General features: G+C 69.2%; 21 protein-coding genes. 7 read left to right on the forward strand and 14 right to left on the reverse strand.

The window, feature by feature from the left end:
* Positions 1-18 precede the first annotated feature (18 nt).
* The gene (locus tag UAJ10_RS06070; RefSeq protein WP_322914456.1) at positions 19-1,209 is read right to left on the reverse strand and encodes a CaiB/BaiF CoA transferase family protein; all 1,191 of its coding nucleotides are present in this window, start codon (positions 1,207-1,209) and stop codon (positions 19-21) included.
* Between the two features lie 94 nt (positions 1,210-1,303).
* On the opposite strand from UAJ10_RS06070, the gene moaD reads away from it, so the two are divergent.
* Positions 1,304-1,555, forward strand: a complete 252-nt coding sequence (gene moaD / locus UAJ10_RS06075; protein ID WP_322914457.1) for a molybdopterin converting factor subunit 1 — start codon at positions 1,304-1,306, stop codon at positions 1,553-1,555.
* Here the strand turns inward: moaD and UAJ10_RS06080 are convergent.
* The 4 genes from UAJ10_RS06080 to UAJ10_RS06095 all read right to left on the reverse strand — a co-directional run bounded on the left by UAJ10_RS06080 (position 1,483) and on the right by UAJ10_RS06095 (position 5,003).
* The gene (locus UAJ10_RS06080; protein WP_322914458.1) at positions 1,483-2,325 is read right to left on the reverse strand and encodes a HesA/MoeB/ThiF family protein; all 843 of its coding nucleotides are present in this window, start codon (positions 2,323-2,325) and stop codon (positions 1,483-1,485) included. The two genes, moaD and UAJ10_RS06080, sit on opposite strands and share 73 nt — an antisense overlap.
* Positions 2,326-2,359: 34 nt before the next feature.
* Positions 2,360-2,800 carry a SufE family protein gene (locus UAJ10_RS06085; RefSeq protein ID WP_322914459.1) on the reverse strand — a complete coding sequence of 147 codons (441 nt, stop codon included), beginning with the start codon at positions 2,798-2,800 and terminating at the stop codon, positions 2,360-2,362.
* 12 nt (positions 2,801-2,812) lie between these two features.
* Complete coding sequence (locus UAJ10_RS06090) at positions 2,813-3,931, reverse strand: anhydro-N-acetylmuramic acid kinase (protein ID WP_322914506.1); 1,119 nt, start codon at positions 3,929-3,931, stop codon at positions 2,813-2,815.
* 73 nt (positions 3,932-4,004) lie between these two features.
* Positions 4,005-5,003, reverse strand: coding sequence for a radical SAM protein (locus tag UAJ10_RS06095; RefSeq protein WP_322914460.1), 999 nt, complete (start codon positions 5,001-5,003; stop codon positions 4,005-4,007).
* 253 nt (positions 5,004-5,256) lie between these two features.
* On the opposite strand from UAJ10_RS06095, the gene UAJ10_RS06100 reads away from it, so the two are divergent.
* Positions 5,257-6,087, forward strand: coding sequence for a protein phosphatase 2C domain-containing protein (locus UAJ10_RS06100; protein ID WP_322914461.1), 831 nt, complete (start codon positions 5,257-5,259; stop codon positions 6,085-6,087).
* On the opposite strand, the gene UAJ10_RS06105 is transcribed toward UAJ10_RS06100, so the two are convergent.
* On the reverse strand, positions 6,084-6,947 hold the full coding sequence (locus UAJ10_RS06105) for a glucosamine kinase nucleotide-binding domain-containing protein (RefSeq protein WP_322914462.1): 864 nt from the start codon (positions 6,945-6,947) through the stop codon (positions 6,084-6,086). The two genes, UAJ10_RS06100 and UAJ10_RS06105, sit on opposite strands and share 4 nt — an antisense overlap.
* Positions 6,947-8,209 (reverse strand): UDP-N-acetylglucosamine 1-carboxyvinyltransferase, encoded by a 1,263-nt coding sequence (gene murA, locus UAJ10_RS06110; protein WP_322914463.1) that lies wholly within the window; start codon positions 8,207-8,209, stop codon positions 6,947-6,949. The genes UAJ10_RS06105 and murA overlap by 1 nt, the downstream gene beginning before the upstream one ends.
* Before the next feature lie 171 nt (positions 8,210-8,380).
* Here murA and UAJ10_RS06115 point away from each other — a divergent pair, with 171 nt between their 5' ends.
* Together UAJ10_RS06115 and UAJ10_RS06120 are read left to right on the forward strand one after the other, a co-directional pair.
* A complete protein-coding gene (locus tag UAJ10_RS06115) occupies positions 8,381-8,674 on the forward strand; it encodes a hypothetical protein (protein WP_322914464.1) in 294 nt (97 codons plus the stop codon).
* The gene (locus tag UAJ10_RS06120; RefSeq protein ID WP_322914465.1) at positions 8,667-10,193 is read left to right on the forward strand and encodes a HesA/MoeB/ThiF family protein; all 1,527 of its coding nucleotides are present in this window, start codon (positions 8,667-8,669) and stop codon (positions 10,191-10,193) included. Before UAJ10_RS06115 ends, UAJ10_RS06120 begins: the two co-directional genes overlap by 8 nt.
* Positions 10,194-10,205: 12 nt before the next feature.
* Here the strand turns inward: UAJ10_RS06120 and UAJ10_RS06125 are convergent, their stop codons facing one another.
* Positions 10,206-11,255, reverse strand: coding sequence for a hypothetical protein (locus UAJ10_RS06125; RefSeq protein ID WP_322914466.1), 1,050 nt, complete (start codon positions 11,253-11,255; stop codon positions 10,206-10,208).
* 183 nt (positions 11,256-11,438) lie between these two features.
* Between UAJ10_RS06125 and UAJ10_RS06130 the strand changes: the two genes are divergently transcribed.
* Both UAJ10_RS06130 and UAJ10_RS06135 read left to right on the forward strand, forming a co-directional pair.
* Positions 11,439-12,635: an acyl-CoA dehydrogenase family protein gene (locus tag UAJ10_RS06130; RefSeq protein ID WP_322914507.1), complete on the forward strand. Its 1,197-nt coding sequence runs from the start codon at positions 11,439-11,441 to the stop codon at positions 12,633-12,635.
* Complete coding sequence (locus UAJ10_RS06135; protein WP_322914467.1) at positions 12,632-13,648, forward strand: DegT/DnrJ/EryC1/StrS family aminotransferase; 1,017 nt, start codon at positions 12,632-12,634, stop codon at positions 13,646-13,648. The genes UAJ10_RS06130 and UAJ10_RS06135 overlap by 4 nt, the downstream gene beginning before the upstream one ends.
* A gap of 85 nt (positions 13,649-13,733) precedes the next feature.
* Here UAJ10_RS06135 and UAJ10_RS06140 read toward each other — a convergent pair whose 3' ends face one another.
* From UAJ10_RS06140 to UAJ10_RS06160, 5 genes are read right to left on the reverse strand one after another with little or no spacing between them, the layout of a single operon-like run.
* Positions 13,734-14,816 carry a branched-chain amino acid aminotransferase gene (locus UAJ10_RS06140; protein ID WP_322914468.1) on the reverse strand — a complete coding sequence of 361 codons (1,083 nt, stop codon included), beginning with the start codon at positions 14,814-14,816 and terminating at the stop codon, positions 13,734-13,736.
* Positions 14,817-14,844: 28 nt separating this feature from the next.
* Positions 14,845-16,245, reverse strand: a complete 1,401-nt coding sequence (gene lpdA / locus UAJ10_RS06145; protein WP_322914469.1) for a dihydrolipoyl dehydrogenase — start codon at positions 16,243-16,245, stop codon at positions 14,845-14,847.
* 4 nt (positions 16,246-16,249) lie between these two features.
* On the reverse strand, positions 16,250-17,533 hold the full coding sequence (locus tag UAJ10_RS06150) for a dihydrolipoamide acetyltransferase family protein (protein ID WP_322914470.1): 1,284 nt from the start codon (positions 17,531-17,533) through the stop codon (positions 16,250-16,252).
* A gap of 3 nt (positions 17,534-17,536) precedes the next feature.
* Complete coding sequence (locus UAJ10_RS06155; RefSeq protein ID WP_322914471.1) at positions 17,537-18,550, reverse strand: alpha-ketoacid dehydrogenase subunit beta; 1,014 nt, start codon at positions 18,548-18,550, stop codon at positions 17,537-17,539.
* 4 nt (positions 18,551-18,554) lie between these two features.
* Positions 18,555-19,808 carry a thiamine pyrophosphate-dependent enzyme gene (locus UAJ10_RS06160; RefSeq protein ID WP_322914472.1) on the reverse strand — a complete coding sequence of 418 codons (1,254 nt, stop codon included), beginning with the start codon at positions 19,806-19,808 and terminating at the stop codon, positions 18,555-18,557.
* 132 nt (positions 19,809-19,940) lie between these two features.
* On the opposite strand from UAJ10_RS06160, the gene UAJ10_RS06165 reads away from it, so the two are divergent.
* Positions 19,941-20,414: an Lrp/AsnC family transcriptional regulator gene (locus UAJ10_RS06165; RefSeq protein ID WP_322914473.1), complete on the forward strand. Its 474-nt coding sequence runs from the start codon at positions 19,941-19,943 to the stop codon at positions 20,412-20,414.
* Positions 20,415-20,459: 45 nt separating this feature from the next.
* Here UAJ10_RS06165 and UAJ10_RS06170 read toward each other — a convergent pair.
* Positions 20,460-22,103: autotransporter family protein (locus UAJ10_RS06170; RefSeq protein WP_322914474.1), on the reverse strand; the 1,644-nt coding region annotated here is incomplete at its 5' end.

The raw sequence follows: 22,103 nt of genomic DNA on the forward strand, positions 1-22,103 counted from the left end.
CCCGGCCCACACCGCCGCTTAGATGGTGCCCTGGTCGCGCAGCCGTTCGACCTCCGCCTCATCCGCGCCCAGCCATTCCTGCAGGATATCCCCGCTGTGCTCCCCGATTGCCGGGGCGCCGCGGCGCACGCTGGTCGGTGTGTCCCACAGCCGCACCGCCGGCGCCTGGAAGGGGACGGAGCCCAGGATGGGATGGGGCACGTCGATGATCTGTTTACGTTCCAGCACCTGGGGATTGGCGACGACATCGGCGATGGTCGCCACCCGCTCGCACGGCACCTCGGCCGCATGCAGGCGGGCCAGGATGGTTTCGCCATCCTGGGTCAGGGCCCATTCGTTGATGATGCTTTCCAGCAAACCGACATTGGCGTTGCGCGCCACGAAGGTGGCGAAGCGCGGGTCCTGGACCAAACCCGGCATGTCCATGGCGGTGGCGAAGCGGGGGAAATGGGCGTCGTTCCCGGCCACGACGTAGATCCAGACACCGTCGCGGCTGCGGAAGCAGTGGGAGGGCGAGAGATAACGGTCGCGATTGCCCAGGCGCGGCGGCTCCGCCCCGTTCAGCAGATATTCCGGGATGGCCGTGGTCATCAGCGCCAGGCCGCTGTCCATCAGCGTGGCCTCCACCACCTGGCCGCGCCCCGTCTTCTCCCGCGCCCGCAGGGCGGCCAACGCGCCGATGGTGGCATAAAGGGCGGTGGTGTAGTCGCAGACGAAGACGCCCGACATGGTGGGCGGCCCGTCGTGGGCACCGGTCATGCTCATGATGCCGCTGATGGCCTGGGCGGCGCCGTCGAAACAGGGGTGCTGGGCCAGCGGCCCCTTCTGGCCGAAGCCGGTGACGCGCACCAGGACCAGGCCAGGGTTGGCCGCGCTCAGCACGTCCCAGCCCAGGCCCATGCCCTCCAGCGTGCCGGGTCGGAAATTCTCGATCAGAATGTCGGCCTTGGCCGCCAGGCGGCGGATGAGGGCCTGGCCCTCGGGGTCGCGGAAATCGACGGCGAAGCCGCGCTTGTTACGGTTGGCGGACAGGAAGAACAAGGTGTCCCCAGCCACGGCCTCACCCACGCGGCGGCCATCCTCGCCACCGTCGATGCGTTCCACCTTCACCACGTCGGCGCCCAGGTCGCCCATCAACTGGCCACAAAACGGGCCGGCGATGTATCGCGTCATGTCAAGAACACGAATACCGTCAAGTGATCCCAGCATAGTCCCCTCACCTTTTTCTATATAACGACCAGACGCGATAGGTTATTGAAATCATCACGCCGATGGTAAATAGTATCCGAAACAGGAGGCAGCCATGCGCATCGCATATTTTTCCTGGCTTCGTGCCAAGACAGGCACCGCATCGGAGCAGATAGACTTGCCGCAGAACTGTGAAACGGTGAACGACCTGATCGATTACCTGTCGTCGCGGCATCCGGCCCTGGCCGAAATCGCGACCGCGCAGGGCAGCCTGCGCTACACCGTCAACCGCCGCTATGTTGAGAAATCGCACCCGCTGACGGCGACGGACGAGGTGGTCCTGTTCCCGCCGGTCACCGGCGGCTGAGCCACCTGCACATCCTGGGGCGCCCCGCAGCAGGGACAATTCTCCCGCCGGGGCAGCTCCACCTTGGTCACCTCGCAGCTCCAGGCGTCGTACATCGCCAGCGTGCCGGACAGGCTGGGCGCCACGCCCAGAATCTCCTTGATCACCTCGATGGCCTGCAGGGCACCCATGACGCCCACCGCCGGGCCCAGCACGCCGATCTCCGAACAGCTGGGCGCCATCTCCGGCACCTCGGGATAGAGGCAGCGGAAGCAGGGGTGCGGTCCCCCCAGGTGGGATTTGAAGGTGGTCAGGATGCCGTCGGCCAGCTGCACGGCGGCGCTGACCAGGACGACGCCGGCCCGACGGCAGGCGGCGTGCACCGCGTCGCGGGTGGCGAAGTTGTCGCTGCCGTCGGCCACGATGTCATACCCGGCCACCAGGTCGTCCGCGTTCTCCGCGTTCACCGGCACCGCGTGCTCCACCAACCGCACATGCGGGTTGATGCGGGCCAGCGTCAGGGCGGCGCTCTGCACCTTGGGCATGTCCAGCCGGTCGACACCGTGCAAGATCTGGCGGTGCAGGTTGGACGGCTCGACACAATCGAAATCGGCGAAGCCCAGCGTGCCCACCCCCGCCCCCGCCAGGTACATCAGCAGGGGCGAGCCCAGGCCGCCGGCACCGATGACCAGCACGCGCGCGGCCTTCAGCCGGGCTTGGCCGGCGGGGCCGATCTCCGGCAGAACCACCTGGCGCCGGTAGAAACCGGCCTCATCGGGAACGGTCGACATCACCCAGGCCTCCTGTTCCGGTTTTCTTCGTCACTCAGGCCGCGGCGGCCTCACGGATGCGCTTCACGATCAGGTGCACGCCGTTGGCCCGGCTGGGCGCCAGGTTGCGGCCCACGGCCAGCCGGTCCAGCACCGCCGGGCTGTGGGCCAGGATCGCGGCCGGCGGCCGCCCGTCGTACAGCCGCAGCACCAGGGCCAGCAGGCCCCGCATGATCAGGGCGTCGGAATCCGCCCGGATGCGCAGGGCCGCCGGCGTCCGCTCGATGACCAGCCACAGCTGCGATTGGCAGCCGGTCACCTGATCCTGGTCCCGCCGCTGGTCCGGCGGGATGCCGTCCAGGGCGCGGCCCAGGTCCATCAGGTGCTTCAGGCGGGCGGACCAATCGTCCAGCCCGGCGAACTCCGCCTCCAGCGCCGTGGCGACGGCGTCGATGTCCGCAACGGCGGAGACGGTGGGTTCGGCCAGGTCGGTCATGGGTCCGCCCCGTCACCCGCGCTTGTGCCGCGCCACGATGCCGCCCGTCATGGGGGCCTTCACGCCCGTGGTCTTGGGGAAGCTGATGGGCAGGCCGGCCAGCACCCGGGCGGCGAGATAGGCGAAGCATTCCGCCTCCACCGCGTCGCCGCGCCAGTCCACCGCCTCGGCCGGCACGGCCTCGACCTTGGCGCGCTCGCCCAGGGCGGCCATGATGGCCGGGTTCTTGCGCCCGCCGCCACAGACGATCAGCTTGGTCGGGCGGGTGGGCAACAGGTCCAGCGAGCGGCCCACCGTGCCCGCCGTGAAGGCGGTCAGGGTGGCGGCGCCATCCTCCAGCGACAGGCCGTCGGCCATGTCGGCGGTGAAGTCGTAGCGGTCCAGCGACTTCGGATATTCCGCCGACAGATAGGGGTGATCCAGCAAGCGGGCCAGCCGCGCCTCATCCACCCGGCCGCGCCGGGCGATGGCGCCATCCACATCCATCTCACCCGCCCCGTGGCGCATGATCCAGTCATTGATGGGGCCGTTGGCCGGGCCGGTGTCGAAGGCCTCGAAATGGTCCTTGCCGTCCCACCAGGTGACGTTGCCCACGCCGCCCAGGTTCAGGGCCGCGACCTCGGGCCCGGCGTGGACACGCTTCAGCAGCGCGGCGTGATAGCTGGCGGACAGGGGCGCGCCGTGGCCGCCCGCGCGCATGTCGGCGGTGCGGAAGTCATAAACGACGTCGATGCCCAGGATGTCGGCCATCAGCTGACCGTCGCCCAGCTGGCGGGTGTCACCGAAGCGGCCGGGAACCGGCGCGCGGTGCAGCACCGTCTGGCCATGGAAGCCGACGGCCGCGACCTCGTCCGGCCGCATCCCGTTCTCAGCCAGGAACTGGGCCACCGCCTCGGCCTGGGCGCGGGACAGGGCCCGTTCCGCCTCAGCGAAAATCGGTGGCTCCGCACCCTCGAAACGCCAGATGAGCGCCTGGGCCACGGCCTCCCCCAAGAGGCCGCGCAGGTCCGTGGGGTAGGGCGCCAATTTCCACGGGCCAAAGTCGAACACATGGACGCCATCCGTGCGGATGCACGCGATATCGATCATCCCGTCCAGCACCGTGCCCGTCATCAGGCCGATGGCCCACATCGGTTGCATTCATCAATCTCCCTGATTTCCCCAAAGGTTCTTCACTGTATCACGCCCGCGCGTCATCCCGGCGTCAGGCGTATTGGCGGGCGGCCTCGCGCCCGTCCGCACGCCGCAACGCGGCGGTGTGCTTGGCGTGGATCTCACCCTCCGGCTTGCGGCAGCCGGCACAGAGCAGGATGGATTGCCGTCCGTCCTCCGCCATGCGGCGGCGGAAGTCGACGGCGCGACCCACCACGGTTTCCGCCGTCTCCGTCATCAGGTTGCCGACGACGCCCTGGGCGCCATGGCTGATCACGCAAATCGACGTCTCGCCATCCGGGGCCATGCACAGGGTGTGGCCGGCCCAGAAGCAGGCGCCCGTGGGCACGGGCAAGGACGGGTTGATGTCCTGCGACATGCGCCGGTGCAGCGCCTCGTCACTTTCCAGGTCGTCCAGCTCCCGGATCTTGTGGTGGGCGCCGCCCGGCAGCAGGGGCGTGACTTTCACATGGTTGTCCACCCGCGCCACCAGCTCCAGAAACTCCGGATCATAGTCCTCAAGCGGTTCGTTGAGGTCGATCTGGTACACCCCCACGCGGACATGGCCATGGTCCCGGCCCCGCGCGTCCAACAGGGTGCGCAGGCCGCGCAGGGTCTTCTGGAATGTGCCCTCACCCCGGTTCAAATCATGGCTGGCCTGGTTGCCGCCATCGATGGACACGTAAATGGTGTGGGAATACGGCACCGCCAGAATTTCCTTAACCCGTTTGGGTGTGAGCAGCGTACCATTGGTATGCCATTGGAGTGGGGAGTGGGGCAAAAGCCGCCGGGTCAGCGCCAACAATTCAGCGAAATGGGGATTCATCAAGGGTTCACCACGCCAATTCAGGTGTATTCCCCTGACCTCCATCGTCGATGATGTGGCCAGTTTTATCAGTACTTGTTCAAGATCATCAGGTTCCAGATCCAATTTTCCATGGCTCTGCTTGGTATAGCAAAGACGACATGACAAATTGCACCGGGTTGTCGGATCCAACCATAGCCATATTGGATGTATTTGGTCAGACTGGTCATGCAGTGGTTTAAACAACGTACACCTCCGACCGTTTTATTGTCATACAGGGGCAGCCCGTTGAGCCCCAGGCGGGAAGGATGTCGTGCTCAGATGTGTACCAGATTAATACCATAAAGACATCACTAAATTCACACGGTATGGGTGGAAAAAATTTAGGGCGACGAACAGACTGGTTCGGATCGCGGAAAACGGGCGGCCTGGGGCGCAAGGCCAGGCCGCCCAGGCCGCTGTGGGCAGGGAGGACGGACGGTTGCTGGAGGTTTGCGCGTTGATTTCGGATGCCGGCGGCACCGCGCCCAATGAGGATGCGGCCGGGCACCAGGGGGATTGGGCTTGGGTCATCGATGGGGCCACGGGTGTCAGCGGCGCCACCATCGAGGGCTTGAGCGATGCCGCCTGGTTCGCCCGCGCGGTGGATCGGGCCCTACGCGGCGCCATTCCGGATAGCGGACAATCGCCCACCGACGCCGTGCTGCACCGGGTAGTGGAGGAATGCGCCCAGGCCTTCACCCAAGCGACGCGCGACGCCCCGCGGGCCTGGCATGAGCGGCCGTCCGCCGCCTTCGCCCTGCTGCGGCGGCTGGGGGACCGGCTGGAGATGACCACCCTGGGCGATTGCCAAATCGTCCACCGCGCCGAGGACGGCCAGGCCCGACTGTTCGGCACGTCCGGCATCCCCGTCTTCGAGGAACGTACCCTGAGGGCCGCGCGGCAGGCTTTGCAGGCTGCGCCCGACCTGACACCGGCGGGCCTGTGGGACCGGGTGGTGGACCAGGTACGGACCAATCGCCGATCGATGAACATCGATGGCGGCTATTGGGTGCTGAGCACGGACACGGCGGCGCTGGCCCACGTCGACCGCGCGACGATCCCCGTGGACGGGGGGCCGGTGGCGCTATGCAGCGACGGCTTCCTGCGCCTGATCGACCTGTTCGGCCGCTGGACGCCGGGCGGCTTCCTGGCGCTGGATGACCAAGCCAAGGCGGAAACCGCCCTGCGCGAGTTGCGGCGCATCGAGGCGGCGGACGACCCGCATCACGGTCATCTGCGGCTGAAGCGGTCGGACGACGCCAGCTTCCTGCTGGTACGCCCGGTTTAACGCCTTCCCGCCAGCGCCAGGGCACCGCTCACGGCATCGCCCAGGGTGGGCGACAGCCGGCGGCGCACATCGGGGGCCAGCCAGGCCTCCATGGCGCTAGCCAGTCCGCCGATCAGGCTGACCCGGGGCGCCCCTTCCGCCAGCAACGCCCGCACCAGGCCGTTCACATGCTCCGCCGCGTCCTGCACCACATGGCGGGCCACGGCGTCGCCTTGGTCGGCCTGACGCAACACCAGGGGCGCGAAGGTGGCGTAGTCGGTGGCCGTCGACCGGTCCATCCACAGCACCACCTCGGCCGGGTCATCCTGGAAGCGGGCCATCAATTCCCGCGTCAGGACGCTGCCGCCCTCGCGCCCGTCATGGGCGCGCAGGCTGTGCTGCAGGGCCCGCAGGCCAAGATAGGCGCCGCTGCCCTCGTCAGAGATGGGGAAGCCGTAGCCGCCGAACTTCATGTCCCGTCCCTCGACACGGCCGATGGCGCAGGAGCCGGTGCCGACGATGACGATGCCGCCATCCCGGCCCCCGTGCGCGCCCAGGCAGGCGATCATGGCGTCGCTGGTGAAGGCGATGCCGGCATAGGGGTGGCGCATGGCCTCCAGCGCCGCGCGGGCGCCCTTGCGGCCGATGCCGGCCACGCCCACCCCGACGCGGATTTGGCCCACCCGCGCCGCGTCCAGCCCAGCCTCCGCGATCGCGTGGCGGGCCGCCGTCTCGATGGCCTGCCACGACGCCTCGATGCCGAAGCGGGTGGCGGCGGGGCCGGCGATGCCCTGTCCCAGGACGGTGCCGGCCGCATCCTCCAGCCGCGCGCGGCAGCCGGTGCCGCCACCGTCCACGCCCAAGTACAGCGCGTCGTCCATCAGCCGGGCACCCGCTCGATGTCGGCGCCGCAGCGCACCAGCTTGCGCGCCAAATCCTCATAGCCCCGGTCCAGGTGATAGACGCGGTTCACCACCGTCTCCCCCTCCGCCACCAGCCCCGCCAGGATGAGACAGACGGAGGCGCGCAGATCCGTCGCCATGACGGGGGCGCCGCGCAGCCGTTCCACCCCGCGCACCAGCACGGCGGTGCCGCGCAGGGTGAGGTCGGCGCCCAGGCGCGCCAGTTCCGGCACGTGCATGAAGCGGTTCTCGAAGATGGTCTCACGGATCATGGCCGCCCCCTCGGCCACCGACATCAGGGCCATGAACTGCGCCTGCAGGTCGGTGGGGAAGCCGGGATAGGGCTCGGTCGAGACATCGGTGGCGCGCAGATGCCCCGCCCGTTCCACCATCAGGCCCCGGTCGGTGGGATAGACGCTTACCCCCGCCCGCTCCAGGATCTGGCATTGCACCGCCAGGTGTTCCAGCCGGGCGCCGATCAGTTCCAGCCGGCCGCCGGTGATGGCGGCGGCCACGGCATAGGTGCCGGCCTCGATGCGGTCGGGAATCAGCGTGTGCGACGCCGGGCGGAAGCTGGACGGCCCCTGCACCAGCAGGCGCTGCGTGCCGGCACCCTCGACATGGGCGCCCATGGCCACCAGGCAGGCGGCCAGGTCCGCCACCTCCGGCTCGCGCGCGGCGTTCAGGATTTCCGTTTCCCCCCGCGCCGTCACGGCGGCCATCAGCGCCGTCTCCGTCGCCCCCACGGAGGGCAGCGCCAGGACGATGCGGGCGCCGGTCAGGCCGCCGTGGGGCGCCCGGGCGGTGACGTAGCCGCCCTCCACCTCCACCTCGGCGCCCAGGGCGGTCAGCGCCTTGAGGTGCAGGTCGATGGGCCGGGCGCCGATGGCGCAGCCGCCGGGCAATGAGACGCGGGCGCGGCCGAAGCGCCCCAGCAGGGGCCCCAGCACCAGGGCCGTCGCCCGGGCGCGGCGCACCGTGTCGTAGTGCGCCTCGGCGTTCACGGCGGCGGCCGCGTCCAGCGTCACCTGGTGCGCCTGCCCGCGCGTCACCTGGACGCCATAGCCGCGCGCCAGCGCCAGCATGGTTTCCACATCGGTGATGGCCGGCAGGTTGGCCAGCGTCACCGGCCGGTCGCTCAGCAGGCTGGCGGCGACCAGGGGCAGCGCCGCGTTCTTGGCGCCGGCGATGTCCACCGTGCCGGCCAGCCGCCGGCCGCCGCGGATGATCAAGCGATCCATGAGGTTTTCCGCATTCTAGCCTTGTACCGATCCGGCACCGCGCCTGCTCCGTTCATCATGCCAGTTCGCCAAGTGGTGACAAACTGGTTTTATACTGTTAGCCTCGGCACCGATCCCAGTCGACCGAGCAGAAGTCCAGCCGCGATGCCTGCTACACCGATCCATCCAAGCTTGACCCAAGATCAGGCCCCCGATCAAGCCGGCCCGGCCCATGCCGTGGATGCCCATTCCGCCGGCGCCACCTGCGAAATCTTCGTCAACCGCCGCCGCTTCGCCATCAGCAACCAGATGGTGACCGCCGCCGACATCGCCGCCCTGATGGGCGTGCCGGCGGACAACGCGGTGGTTGAACGCGGCGACCCCTCCGGCGACTGGGTGGCCCTGCCCCTGGCCGAAACCCTGGACATCCATCCGGGCGACACTTTCCTGGTCACCCGCCAGTTCGTGATGGGTGGACATGGCTGAGCCCCATGAACCAGGCACCCGCACCGCCCCCAACGGAGAACCGTACCGGGCCGCGCCCATCGGCCTGCTGCGCCTCGCCTCGCCGGAGAAGGAGGCGCTGTTCGCCACCGCCTTCGCCGGCCAGCCGGACCGGGAGGGCGGCTGCTTCGCCCGCTTCGGCTGGCGGCTGACGGGCAGCCACCTGGCGGTCACGCTGGCGGCCATCGACACGCCGCAGCCGGGCGACATCGAGGGCGGCGGGGCGGAGATCACGGTCACGGCCAACGCCTTGCGCCGTGCCGCGCTGGCGGCGGAAGGTCATCCGCTGGCCGTCGGCTTCATCCACGCCCACCCCGCCGGCGTGGCGCCCAAGCCCAGCGCGGCGGATGACGAGATGGACCGGTACATGGCCGGCTATTTCGCCGACCTGGTCCCCGGCCGCCCTTTCGTCAGCCTGATCGTTTCCAAGGTCGGGGGCGATGCCGCCGTCCACGGCCGAATCTTCCACGGCGGCGCCTGGCATGACATTGGCCGCGTGGCGGCGGAGCGGGACCCCACCGTGGTCGCCTGGCCGCACGGCGAACCGCCACCGGAGCCCCCCATCCCGCCAGAGCGGGTGGCCCGTCTGACCAGCGCCTTTGGACGCGAGGCGTACCAGCGACTGCAACGGTCCACCGTCGCGCTCATCGGCGCGGGCGGCACGGGTTCCGCCGCCATTCCCATCCTGGCGCGGGCCGGCGTGGGCCGCCTGATCATCATCGACAGCGACCACGCCTCGGAATCCAATCTGGAACGCCTGCATGGCAGCACGCCGGCCGACGTGGCCAACCGCGTGCCCAAGGTCACCATCGCCAAGCGGTCGGTGGCGGAATACGCCCCCGGCACGGTGGTGGAAGCCATCAACGGCCGCCTGCCGCAGCCCGACGTGTTGGACGCCGTGTTGCAGGCCGACGTGCTGATGGGCTGCACCGACCAGCATTCCAGCCGCATGGCGGTGGCCGACATCGCCACCCGCTATCTGATCCCGGCGGTGGATTGCGGCGGCCTGATCGAGGGGCGCGACGGCATCGTCACCGGCCAGCTGGTGCAGATCGTCCGCTTCCTGGCGGCCGATCCCTGTCCCCGCTGCCGCGGCATGATCTCCGCCACCCGGGTGATGCAGGAGATGCTGCCGGTGGCCGATCGCCTGGCCCCGGCCGACCAGGCGGCCATGGCGGCGGCGCGCGGTGAACGGCCGGACCCCATCCTGACGGCCGTGCCGCAGATCGATACCGTGGGCTACATCACCACCACGGCCGGCACGCTGGCGGCGGGCTTCGTCATCGGCTGGCTGACCGGCCGGTTCTCCCCACCTTCGAGCGGCTGCAGCTGGACCTGGTATCGGACTGCCTGGGCGCCGTGGACCGGCCGCAGCGGCCCCGGCCGGGATGCAGCTGCACCACCACGCGGGGCCATGCCGACCAGGCGGCCGGCGCGGCCCCATTCCAGCCGCCCACCCACTGGCCTGCCCCAGTCAGGCTCTAAAACGGTCAGGCTCTGAAATGGTTCGGCTCTAAAATCCCAGGCCTGCCGCCGGGCGGTGGCAGGAACAGCCGATGAAGTGGCCCGACAGCGCCTCCAGCGAGCGCAGCTGCGCGCCGTTGGCCACATGGTCCTCCCCCGCCGCCGGCTCCACCTCCAGCACCAGATCACCATCGGTCCCAAAGCGCGCCGGCAGCTTGGCGAAAGGCAGATTGCCGGTGCCCAGCTCCAGCCCCTCGGAGGAGAGGGCGCGCACCAGGGTGGCCGCGTCCAGGCCTGGATCGGCACAGGCGCGCTCATCCAGGCGGATGGCGTCGGAGACGTGCAGGTAGCTCATCCGCTCATCCACGAAATCGAAGGGGTCCAGCCACGCCGCCCGGTCCAGGTCATCGGCCGTGATCCAGCCGAAGCGGGCGTCGCCATCGGTCAGGCGCGGCTGGGCGCGGCGGCGGTTGAACAGGTTGGCCGACAGGGTGGCGTGCGCGACGTCGATGAAGGGCTCCACCCCTGTCAGCCCGTGCCGGGCCAGCGCCTCGCGGAAGCGCTCGATCTCCCACGGGAAGAAATGATCCAGCGGCCCGGTCATGTAGTTGCGACCGTCGCGGGGCAGCAGGGAATAGTGGCCGACATTCTCCACCAGCAGCCGCAGGCCGCCCGCCAGGCGCGCCAGGTCGCGCACCGCCTCCTCAAAGCCTTGGGCGGCCTCAGCGCGGTCGCGGGCGCGGGGCGGGGCCTGGCCGAAGACCATGTCGAAATAGCGGTGCAGGACGACCGCCTCGGCCCCGATCTCGGCGGCGAAGGCCAGGGTGTGCCGGCATTGGTCGGCATCGAAGCCGACGCGGGTGACCAGGGGCACCGACTGGGGCGGGATGTGGACGATCAGCCCGTCCACCGGAAACGCGTCCCGCAGCCGGGCGACGTTATGCCGGGCCAGGGCGAGACCGGCGGCGGAGGTCACGTCCCGCTCCCCAAAGGTGTGCAGCTCCAGCCGCACCGGCCGCCCCTGGGAGACGAGGTAGGCGGCGCGCGCGGCCAGCTGGCCGTAGTCGGCCACGGCCGCCTTCAGGACAAGGTTGGGCATGGGTCACCTCCCCGCCGGATCGCTGAAACCAGGGTGGCACGGCTGGCCAACCTGGACAAGCTGGTATTCATATGGTATGCAACCAGTGGTCCGGCGGCCTCCCTCGGGCGTGGTTGCCGGCCCTTCCGTTCAGGACAAGAATCACGGGGGACGGGCCCCATGCCGGAAACAGGGTTGGAACCAGTGTTGGACGTGCCGCCACCGGCGGCCGATGGCCGGTCGCCCGCCGACATCCTGGACCGCGCCCGCCAGCTGCTGCCCCTGGTCGACAGCCTGAAGGCGGAGGGCGAGCGAGAGCGCCGCGCCCCCACCGCCCTGATCGACGCCCTGAATCGGGCCGGCCTGTTCCGCCTGCTGCAGCCCCGGCGTTATGGCGGGGCGGAATGCCATCCCGCGACCTTCTTCGCCGTGCAGGCGGCCCTGTCCGCCGGGGACATGTCCATCGGCTGGCTGCAGGGCGTCATGGGCATGGTGGCCTTCCATCTGGCGCTGCTGCCGGCGCAGGCCCAGGACGATGTCTGGCGGCATGATCCGACGGCGCTGCTGGCCTCCAGCTACATGCCGGCGGGCAAGGCCACGCGCGTGCCGGGCGGCTTCCGCCTCAGCGGCCGCTGGGGCTTTTCCAGCGGCGCCGACCACGCCGACTGGTTCATGCTGGGCGCCATGGCGGCGTTGGAGGAAGGGGACACGCCGGAGCATGTCATCTTCCTGGTGCCGCGCGCCGACGTGCGCATCCACGACACCTGGGACACCATCGGCCTGCGCGGCACCGGCAGCCATGACGTGTCGGTGGAGGATGGCTTCGTCCCCGCCCACCGTCGCCATGGGGTGCAGGAACGTTTCCTGACGGGGGGACCGGGTCGGACCGTGAACCTGGCGCCGCTCTACCACATCCCCCTGCCCCAGATGCTGTTCCGGGCCATATCCACCCCGGCGCTGGGCGGCCTGCGCGGCATGCTGGACGCCTTCATCGAGCATAGCCGCCGGCGCGCCGGCCCCAATGGCGCCGGCCCCCTGGTGGATCCGGTGGCGCAGCTGGCCTGCGGCGAGACGGCGGCCGAGCTGGATGAGATGACCCGCACCCTGGAAGGCAATTTCGACCGTATGCTGGACCACGCCCGCCTGGGCCGGGACGCCCCCATCGCCGACCGCATGCTGTATCGCGTCCAGGCCACCTCGGTTGTGGAGCGGTGCGACCGGCTGGCCCGGCGCCTGTTCAAGGCCGCCGGGGCGTCCGCGCTGTCGGTCGCCAACCCGCTGGGGCGTGTCTGCGCCGACATCCAGGCCGCCCGCCAGCACGCGGCCAACCAATATGAGATCTACGGCCGGACCCTGGGGGCCCAGCTGTTCAAACTGGACGTAAAGGACACGTTGCTTTGAGCGGACAGCCGGACCAGAACATCACGCCCCCCTTGCCCTTCAGCCTGGGCTACGACGACCGGGACGAGGAGGAGGTGATGCGCCGCTGGCGCGCCATCCTGCGCTCCAACAAATGGAGCCATGCGGCCTATCTGGACGAATTCGAAGGCGCCTGGCAGACGTGGAACGAACTGCCGGCGGTGGCCTTCGACAATTGGGCCGGCGGTGCCATGGCCGTGCTGGACCATTTCAAGGTGCGCGGCGCCACGGTGCTGTGCCCGTCCAACACCTTCCTCGCCACGCCCCGCGCTGCCCAGTTGTCGGGGGCGGAGGTGGTGTTCTATGACTGCAACCGCCACGACCTGTGCGGATCCTTCGACGATTTCGTGGCCAAGGCGGAACGGCACCGGCCGGCCCTGGCCTTCATCGTCCATATCGGCGGCCACATCGCCTTCGACATCCATAGGATCGCCGCCTATTGCCAGGACAAGGGCATCATCCTGGTGGAGGATTGCGCCCATGCCGTGGGCGCCGATTGGAACGGGCGGAAGCCGGGCAGCTTCGGCGACGCCGGCATCTTCTCCCTCTACGCCACCAAGACAATCACCACCGGCGAGGGCGGCGTGGTGGTCAGCAAACATGAGGACGTATTGCGCCACGCCCGGTCCTATCGCGATTACGGCCGGGGCTCGGGCTACAAGGTGCGCAGCCTGAACCACCGCATGGATGAGTTCCGCGCCGCCTTCGCCACTGTGCAGATCCGCCGCATGCCGGAGATCGTGGCCTGGAAGCAGGCCTACGCCCGCGACGTGCTGGATCCGCTGTACCCCGACCGGGTGCGCCTGCCCGAAGGCATGAGCAGCGGCTTCTACAAGTATATCGTCTTCCAGAGCATCCCGACCTCGACCGGCAAGGTCTACGAACTGCCCTGCCATCGCCTCATGGGGGTGGAGGTCGACCTGCCCAATACCGAGTGGGTGGCCAAGAATCATTGGTGCGTGCCGCTGTACTACCCCCGCTCATCACCGGAGTAACGGGCTCCCAAGAATGGGGGACCTGGAAGCGGGGGTGCTGAACCGGGAAGGCGGTTCCCTCCCCCCGCCTTCCCGGTTCCCTTTCTCAGGTAACCCGGCGGATCCAGCCATCCACCAGCGGGGCCTGGCTGCCGCGCTGCATGCCGACCAGGCGCTCCCGCAGGCTGGCGGTGGTCGACCCGCCTTCGCCGTTGCCGATGACGAAGTCGCCTTCGGCCGTGCGCACGGTGCCGATGGGGGCCAGCACGGCGGCGGTGCCGCAGGCGAAGGCCTCGCGCACCCGGCCGGTGGCGGCGTCCTCCTTCCATTGCGCCAGGGAATACGGCTCTTCCACCACCGTGTGGCCCAGGCTGCGCGCCAGCTGGATGATGCTGTCGCGGGTGATGCCGGGCAGGATGGTGCCGCTGAGCGGCGGGGTCAGCAGACTGCCGTCATCGCGGACGAAGAAGACGTTCATGCCGCCCAGCTCCTCGATCCAGCGATGCTCCGCCGCGTCCAGGAACACCACCTGGTCGCAGCCGTGCTTGCTGGCCTCCAGCTGGGCGATCAGGCTGGCGGCGTAGTTGCCGCCGCACTTGGCCGCACCGGTGCCGCCGGGGGCGGCGCGGGTGTAGTTCTCCGGCGCCCAGATGGTGATGGCCTTGGCCCCGCCCTTGAAGTAGGCGCCCACCGGGCAGGCGATGACGCAGAAGATGTACTCCGACGCCGGCCGCACGCCCAGGAACGCCTCGTTGGCGAACATGAAGGGGCGGATGTACAGGCTGCCGCCCTCCCCGCCGGGGATCCAGGCCTGGTCGATGCGCACCAGCTGCTCCACCGCCTCCAGGAACAGCTCTTCCGAAATCAGGGGCATGGCCATGCGGCTGCCTGAGTCCCGGAAACGGCGGGCGTTGGCGTCGGGACGGAACAGCGTCACGCCGCCGTCGGCCGCCCGGTAGGCCTTCATGCCCTCGAAGATTTCCTGGGCGTAGTGCAGCACGGCCGCGGCCGGATCGAGCGAGAACGGTACCCGCGCCGTGACCTTGGCGTCGTGCCACCCTTGGCCCTCCGTCCAGCGGACGGTCACCATGTGGTCGGTGAATACCTTGCCGAAGCCGGGGTTTTCCAGGATGCGGGCCAGGGTGGCGGCATCGGTGGGGGTGGCGGTGCGCTCGATGGTGAAGGTCATGGTGGTTCCAAGGTCAAATGTGCCGGGATCAAATGTGAATGGCGTGGCCCAGGGCCTTCAGGGCGCTTTCGTGCACGCCCTCGCTTAACGTCGGGTGGGCGTGGATGATGCCGCCCACATCCTCCAGCACGGCGCCCATCTCCAGGAGCGTGGCGAACTCGCCGGCGAGTTCGGAGATGTGGCGGCCCACGGCCTGCAGGCCCAGGATGCGGTGGTCGGCCTTGCGCGCCACCACGCGGACGAAGCCGCCGTCGTCGCCAGCGTCCATGGACAGGGCGCGGCCGTTGGCGGCCCAAGGGAACTGCCCCACCACCGTCTCCACCCCCGCCGGCACGTCATCGGGGCTCAAGCCCGCGGTGACGATCTCCGGCTCGGTGAAGCAGACGGCCACGATTGATACGGGATCGAAACGGCGGCGCTTGCCGGCGATGATCTCCGCCACCATCTCGCCCTGGGCGGAGGCCTTGTGCGCCAGCATGGGTTCGCCCACCACGTCGCCGATGGCGTAGACGCCCGTCGTCGGCGTGGCGCAGTGGTCGTCCACGGCGATGAAGCGGCCATTCATGGCCAGGCCCATGGCCTCACGCCCCCAACCCTCGGTATTGGGCCGGCGCCCGACCGTGACCAGGATATGGTCGGCCGGCAGCACCTGGCGCTCCCCATCCTTGGTCTCGATGGCCAGGCCCTCCCCTTCTTCGCCGAGCGCCTTGGCGCCCAGGTGCAGGGTGACGCCGTGCTTTTCCAGCCAGCGGCGCACCGGCTGGGTCAACTGGGCGTCGTACAGCGGCAGGATGCGGTCCTGCGCCTCCACCACCGTGACCTGGGCGCCTAGTTTGGCGTAGGCGATACCCAGTTCCAGGCCGATATAGCCGGCGCCCACCACCACCAGCCGCTTCGGCACCGCCGTCAGCGACAGGGCGCCGGTGGAGGAGATGACCTTGCCGCCAAAGGGCAGGTTGGGCAGTTCCACCGGCAGGGAGCCGGTCGCCAGGATCACGTTCTCCGCCACGACGGTGACGGGGCCGTCGGCGGTTTCCACGGTGCAGCGCTTGGCCTCGCTGAACACCGCCTTGCCGGAGAGCGTGCGCACCTTGGCCCGCTTCAGCAAGGCGGTGACACCGCCGTTCAGCCGGTCGACCACGCCCTCCTTCCAGGCGATGGTCTCGGCGAAGTTCAGCTTCGGCTTGGCGCCCAGATGGATGCCGAAGCGGCCGGATGAGGCCGCCGCCAGGGTCATTTCCTCATAGAGGCTGGCGGCGTGGATCAGCGCCTTGGACGGGATGCAGCCGCGGATGAGGCAGGTGCCGCCCAGCCGGTCGGCATCCACCAGCACGGTGTCCAGCCCCAGCTGGCCGGCGCGGATGGCGGCGACGTAGCCGCCCGGGCCCCCGCCGACCACGAGAACAGATGTCTTGATGGTTTCGGCCATGACGTCAGTCCATGAAGATGAGGGCGGGGTGTTCCAGCAGGCGCTTCAGCCGCTGGATGAAACGGGCGGCGTCATAGCCGTCGACGATGCGGTGATCGAAGGAGGATGACAGGTTCATCATCTTGCGCACGGTGACGAAGGACCCGTTGACCACCGGCCGCTCCACCAGCTTGTTGGGGCCAATGATGGCCACCTCGGGGTGGTTGATCACCGGGGTGGCGGCGATGCCGCCCAAAGGGCCCAGGCTGGTCAGCGTGATGGTGGAGCCGCTCAGCTCATCCCGCGCCGCGCTGCCGTCGCGGGCGGCCTTGGACACCCGTGCCAGTTCGGCGGCGCAGTCCCACAGGTCGCGCGTCTCGGCATGGCGCACCACCGGGACGATCAGGCCGTTGGGCGTTTGCGTGGCGATGCCGATGTGCACACCGTCATAGGTGTGCAGCACCCCGGCATCATCGTCGTAGCGGCTGTTGATGTGCGGGAACTCCGGCAGGATGCGCACCACTGCCCGCATGAAGAACGGCAACAGGGTCAGCTTGGGCTGGTCCGGTTGCTTGTTCTCGTTCAGGTCCTGGCGCAGGGCCTCCAGCTCCGTCAGGTCGCATTCCTCCACATAGGTGAAGTGGGGGATGCGGCGCTTGGCCTCCTGCATCTTCTCCGCGATCTTGCGGCGCAGGCCGATGACCTTGGTCTCCTCCACGCCATCGCGGGCGGTGTAGCGCGCGTCGCCCGTGGGAACGGCCCCGCCGCCGGCGATGTAGGCGTCCAGGTCTTCCGGCGTGATGCGGCCGCCGGGGCCGGTGCCCGGCACGTACTGCAGCGGGATGCCTAGCTCATGCGCCCGCCGCCGGGTGGCCGGGGCGGCCAGGGGCGCATCCTCGGCCAGGCGGGTGGTGAAGGCCGCCGCCTTCGCTTTGGCCGGCTGGGGCTTGGCCTGCTCCACCGGTTTGGGCACGGGCTTAGCCTCAATCTTTGCCGGCTCCGGCTTCGGCTCGGGCTTAGGCGCTTCCGCCTTGGGCGCCGGGCGGACGGTGTCGGCGTTGCCCGCCCCCTCCACCTCCAGTTCCACCAGCACGCTGCCCACGGCCATCATCTGGCCGACCTCGCCATGGATGGCGGTGACCACGCCGTCCACGGGCGCGCTCATCTCCACCGTGGCCTTGTCGGTCATGACGTCGACCAGGTCCTGGTCCTCGCGCACGGCATCGCCCGGCCGCACCCGCCATTTGACGATCTCGGCCTCGACCACGCCTTCGCCCACGTCGGGCAGGCGGAACAGGTAGGTGCCCATGGCTTAATCCTCCATGACGCGCTTCAGGGCCGCGGCAAGGCGCGCAGGCCCCGGGAAATAGTCCCACTCGAAGGCATGCGGGTAGGGCGTGTCCCAGCCCGCCACGCGCGCGACGGGGCTTTTCAGGTGATAGAAGCAGCGCTCCTGCACCAGGGACGAGAGCTCGCCCCCGAAACCGCCGAAGCGCGAGGCCTCATGCAGGATGACGCAGCGGCCGGTCTTCCTGACCGAGGCGACAATGGTGTCGATGTCCAGCGGCACGATGCTGCGCAGGTCGATCAGCTCGGCGTCCACGCACGCTTCCTCGATGCCCGCCTTGGCCACGTGCACCATGGTACCATAGGCCAGCACCGTGGCCTCCCGCCCTTCCCTCACCACCGCCGCCTTGCCCAGCGGCACGGTGTAGTGCCCCTCCGGCACGTCCGAACCGGGGGACTCCGCCCAGGTCTTCAGCGCGCGGTCGTGGTGGCCGTCGAAGGGGCCGTTGTAGATGCGCTTGGGCTCCAGGAAGATGACGGGGTCGTCATCCTCGATGGACGCGATCAGCAGGCCCTTGGCGTCATAGGGGTTGGAGGGGATGACCGTCTTCAGGCCCGTGACATGGGCGAAGATGGCCTCCGGGCTCTGGCTGTGGGTCTGGCCGCCGAAGATGCCGCCACCGTAGGGGGAGCGCACGGTGATGGGCGCCCAGAATTCCCCGCCCGAGCGGTAGCGCAGGCGGGCGGCTTCCGACACCAGCTGGTCGAAGGCCGGCAGGATGTAATCGGCGAACTGGATTTCAGCCACCGGGCGCAGGCCATAGGCGCCCATGCCGATGGCGGTGGCGATGATGCCGCCCTCGGAAATGGGCGTGTCGAAGCAACGCTTCAGCCCATGCTTCTTCTGCAAGCCGTCGGTCACGCGGAAGACGCCGCCGAAATAGCCCACGTCCTCGCCGAACACCAGGACATCGGGGTCCTGGCTCATCTTCACATCCAGGGCGGAGTTCAACGCCTGGATCATGTCCATCTTGGGCATGGGATCAGACCCCCAGTTCACGGCGTTGTTCCAGGACGCGCCAATCGGGCTCCTTGAACACGTCTTCGAACATCTGGCTGACGGGCGGCTTGGACTGGCCCAGGGTGCCGATGCGCTCGCCTTCCTTCACCGCGGCGCGCACGCCGTCGGCCAGTTCGGCCTCCATCTGCGTGTGGCGCTCGGCCGACCATTCGCCGCGCGCGATCAGGTGGGTTTTCAGCCGCTCGATGGGGTCGCCCAGGGGCCAGCACGCCGCCTCCTCCGCCGGGCGGTAGCGGGTGGGGTCGTCGCTGGTGGAATGGCCGGCGGCGCGGTAGGTCACGAACTCGATCAGCGTGGCGCCCTTGTTGGTGCGCGCCCGTTCCGCCGCCCAGACGGTGGCGGCCCATACCGCCAGGAAGTCGTTGCCGTCCACCCGCAGACCGGGCAGGCCGTAGGCGATGGCCTTGGCGGCGAAGGTGGTGGACTCCGCCCCGGCGATGCCGGCGTAGCTGGAGATGGCCCACTGGTTATTGGTGACGCACAGGATGACCGGGGCGCGGTAGACGGCGGCGAAGGTCAGCGCCTCATGGAAGTCGCCCTCCGCCGTGGTGCCGTCGCCGACATAGGCCAGCGCGATCTTGGTGTCGCCGCGATAGGCCGAGGCCATGGCCCAGCCCACCGCCTGGCTGAAGCGCGTGCCCAGGTTGCCCGACAGCGAATAGAAGCCGTAGTCGCGGGCGGAAAACAGGATGGGCAGCTGCCGGCCCTTCAGCGGGTCGCCCTCGTTGGAGAAGATCTGGTTGACCAGATCGAGCATGGGATAATCCCGCGCCCACAGCCAGCTCAGCACCCGGTACGTGGGGAAGCACATGTCGTCGCGGTCCAGCATCATGGACTGGGCGGCGCCGATGGCCTCCTCCCCCGTCGACTTCATGTAGAAACTGGTCTTGCCCTGACGCTGGGCGCGGAACATGCGGTCGTCGAAGGCGCGGGTCTGGGCCATGACCTTGAGGCCACGGCGCAGCGTCTCGGCGTCCAGGCCCGGGTCCCAGGGGCCGACCGCCCGGCCCTCGTCATCCAGCACGCGGATGAGGCCATAGGGCAGGTCGCGGATTTCCGGCTCCGCCACGCCGGGATCGGGCCGGCGGATGGCGCCGGCGGGGGAAAAGGGTAGATGGTCGAAGCGGGGCGCCTGGCCCGGCCGGGCTGGCGGCTCAGGGATGTGAAGGTGCAACGGCGGCCGATTCGGCGCGCCGGACGAGTCTTGGGGCGACATGTTTCCTGGTCCCTCCCGTGCCTTGCTTTTGCCCATAAGGATGTGGGGTGGGGCCTGGAAAAAAAATATCTGATATGCCTTAAGTGAGCCCGTAATAGAAATGGACAGCGCGCGAAACGGGGGGATTTTAGGATGGCGATTGCGTTGGACCGTCTAGACCGGCGTATGCTGCTGGCCTTGCAGGAAAATCCCGACATCTCCACCGCCGACCTGGCGGCCAAGGTCGGCCTGTCGCACACCCCCTGCTGGCGCCGGCTGAAACGGCTGGAGGAGGACGGCATCATCCTGGGCCGGGCGCTGCTGCTGGACGCCAAGGCCCTGGACCTGCCCATCACCGTCTTCGCCGAGGTGCGGCTGAAGCAGCATGACGAGGACACGCTGGAGGCGCTGGAGCAGGTGGTGCGCACCCGGACGGAGATCGTGGAGTGCTTCTGCATGGCCGGCGGCGAGGGCGACTACCTCATGCGCATCATCGTCAGCAGTGTGGAAAGCTATGAGCATTTCCTGAAAAAGGTGCTGCTGCACCTGCCGGGGGTGGCGGCCGTCAATTCCCGCTTCGCCCTCAGCTGCGTCAAGCTGACCAGCAGCCTGCCCATCGTGGTCTGAAAGAGGACGGGCGCCGGCCTGGAGCGAGAGGCCGGCGCCCTCTCCTTAGAAGTCCCAGCTGGCCCGCAGGACGCCGGAATGGCCCTGGTAGTCGTGGCGGAACTCGCCGTTGTACTCCAGGCGCAGCTTGAAGCCGTCCGACTGCTCCACCGTGGCGCCCAGGGCCAGCCCCAGGCCGTCGGCCTGCGGCCGGCCGGTGGTGCTGGCGAAGGTCACGCCCGCCAGCGCGCCGGTGGTGGCGATGGGGCCGTTCAGATAGTCGTGCACCCAGAACACCCTGAGATCCGGGAACAGGCGGCCGATGCCGGTGTCGATGCGGGTGTCCAGCTTCACGCCCACCTCATGGGTGATGGCGTTGGTCACCAGGGCGTCGATGTCCATGTTGGCCGGGCCCGCGTCACGTTCCCGGTAGTCGTGGTTGGTCAGGCGCACGGCCCGCACGCTGACCTGCGGCGTCAAGGTGAAGTCGGTGGCCACCGGCAGGTCATAGCCCACCGTCACCTTGCCCAGGTATTGCTCCCCGCCGTAGTTGGCGTTGGCGCGGGCACCCAAGAACTGGATGACGCGGCGCTGGTCGTAGTGGTTGTAGCCCCAGCCCACCTGGCCTTCGATCGACAGGCGCTGGTCCGCCCAGTCGGGCCGCCAGACGCTGTAGGCGGTCAGCTGATAGCTGCCCACCCGCGTGGTGCTGCCCGCCATGACGCCCTGGCCGACCGAGGCGCTGTTCACCCAACTGAAGGCCAGGCCGGCCATGACCTCGTCGCTGGCGAACCAGTCGGCACCCAGCACCACGCCGCTGCTGCTGGCGCGGTAGCCCGCCGCCTCCGTCGTCGTGCCGCGCAACACGCCGCCACCCAGGATCTCACCCCAGATCACGCCATCGCGGCCTTCCGAACCGGCGGCGGCGCCCTTGGCCGATCCATCCATCAAGCCGGCCACCGTTTCCTGGTGCTGGCTGATGGCCGTCGTCGTCGGCGTGACCGCCGTGGCCGTCAGCTGCGGCGTCAACTGGCTGGGGGCCAGCTGCGCCACCGCCACCTGCTTGGCCTCCGGCGACAGTTTCGCCAGGGGCGCCAGCACCTGCTGCTGGAAGGCCGCCACCTGCGCGTTGCTGGTGATGGACGTGGACGCCAGGGCCGCGATCTGATCCAGGGCGGCGCCCGAGCCAACCGCTGCACCGCCCTGGGCCACGCCCACGGCCGTGTAGTTGGTGGTGGTCCCCGCCACCGTCACCACCAGGTCGGTGGTGCCGCCCACCGTGACGGTGGCGGAGCTGACGGTGTAACCGGTGGCGTTGAAGCTGACGCCACTGAGGTTGAGGCCGTTGCCCGCCGCCGCGATGGTATAGGTGCCGGCCTGCAACGCGTTGCCGCCGGCCCCCTGCAGTGTCACCGACCCGCCGGTGAAGCTGGCGCTGCCGCTGACCACCAAGCTGCCGTAGCTGGTCTGCGACGCGGCGCCGATCACCAGGCTGCCGGCCGTCTGGCTGTAGCTGCCGGTGATGTTGACCGCGCTGTTCACCAGCAGGGTGCTGCCGCCATTGATCACGCTGTGGCTGCCGACGTTGATGCGGTCATTCAGCAGTTGCACGCCGCGCAGGAAGCGCACGTCGGACAGGGTGTTGGTGATGGTGCCGACACCGCCGCCATAGCCGCTGAACGTGCCCGGCTTGTCCGTTGTACCGCCGGT

The sequence above is a fragment of the Nitrospirillum guaranorum genome, assembly GCF_034653275.1.
Classification (GTDB): Bacteria; Pseudomonadota; Alphaproteobacteria; order Azospirillales; family Azospirillaceae; genus Nitrospirillum.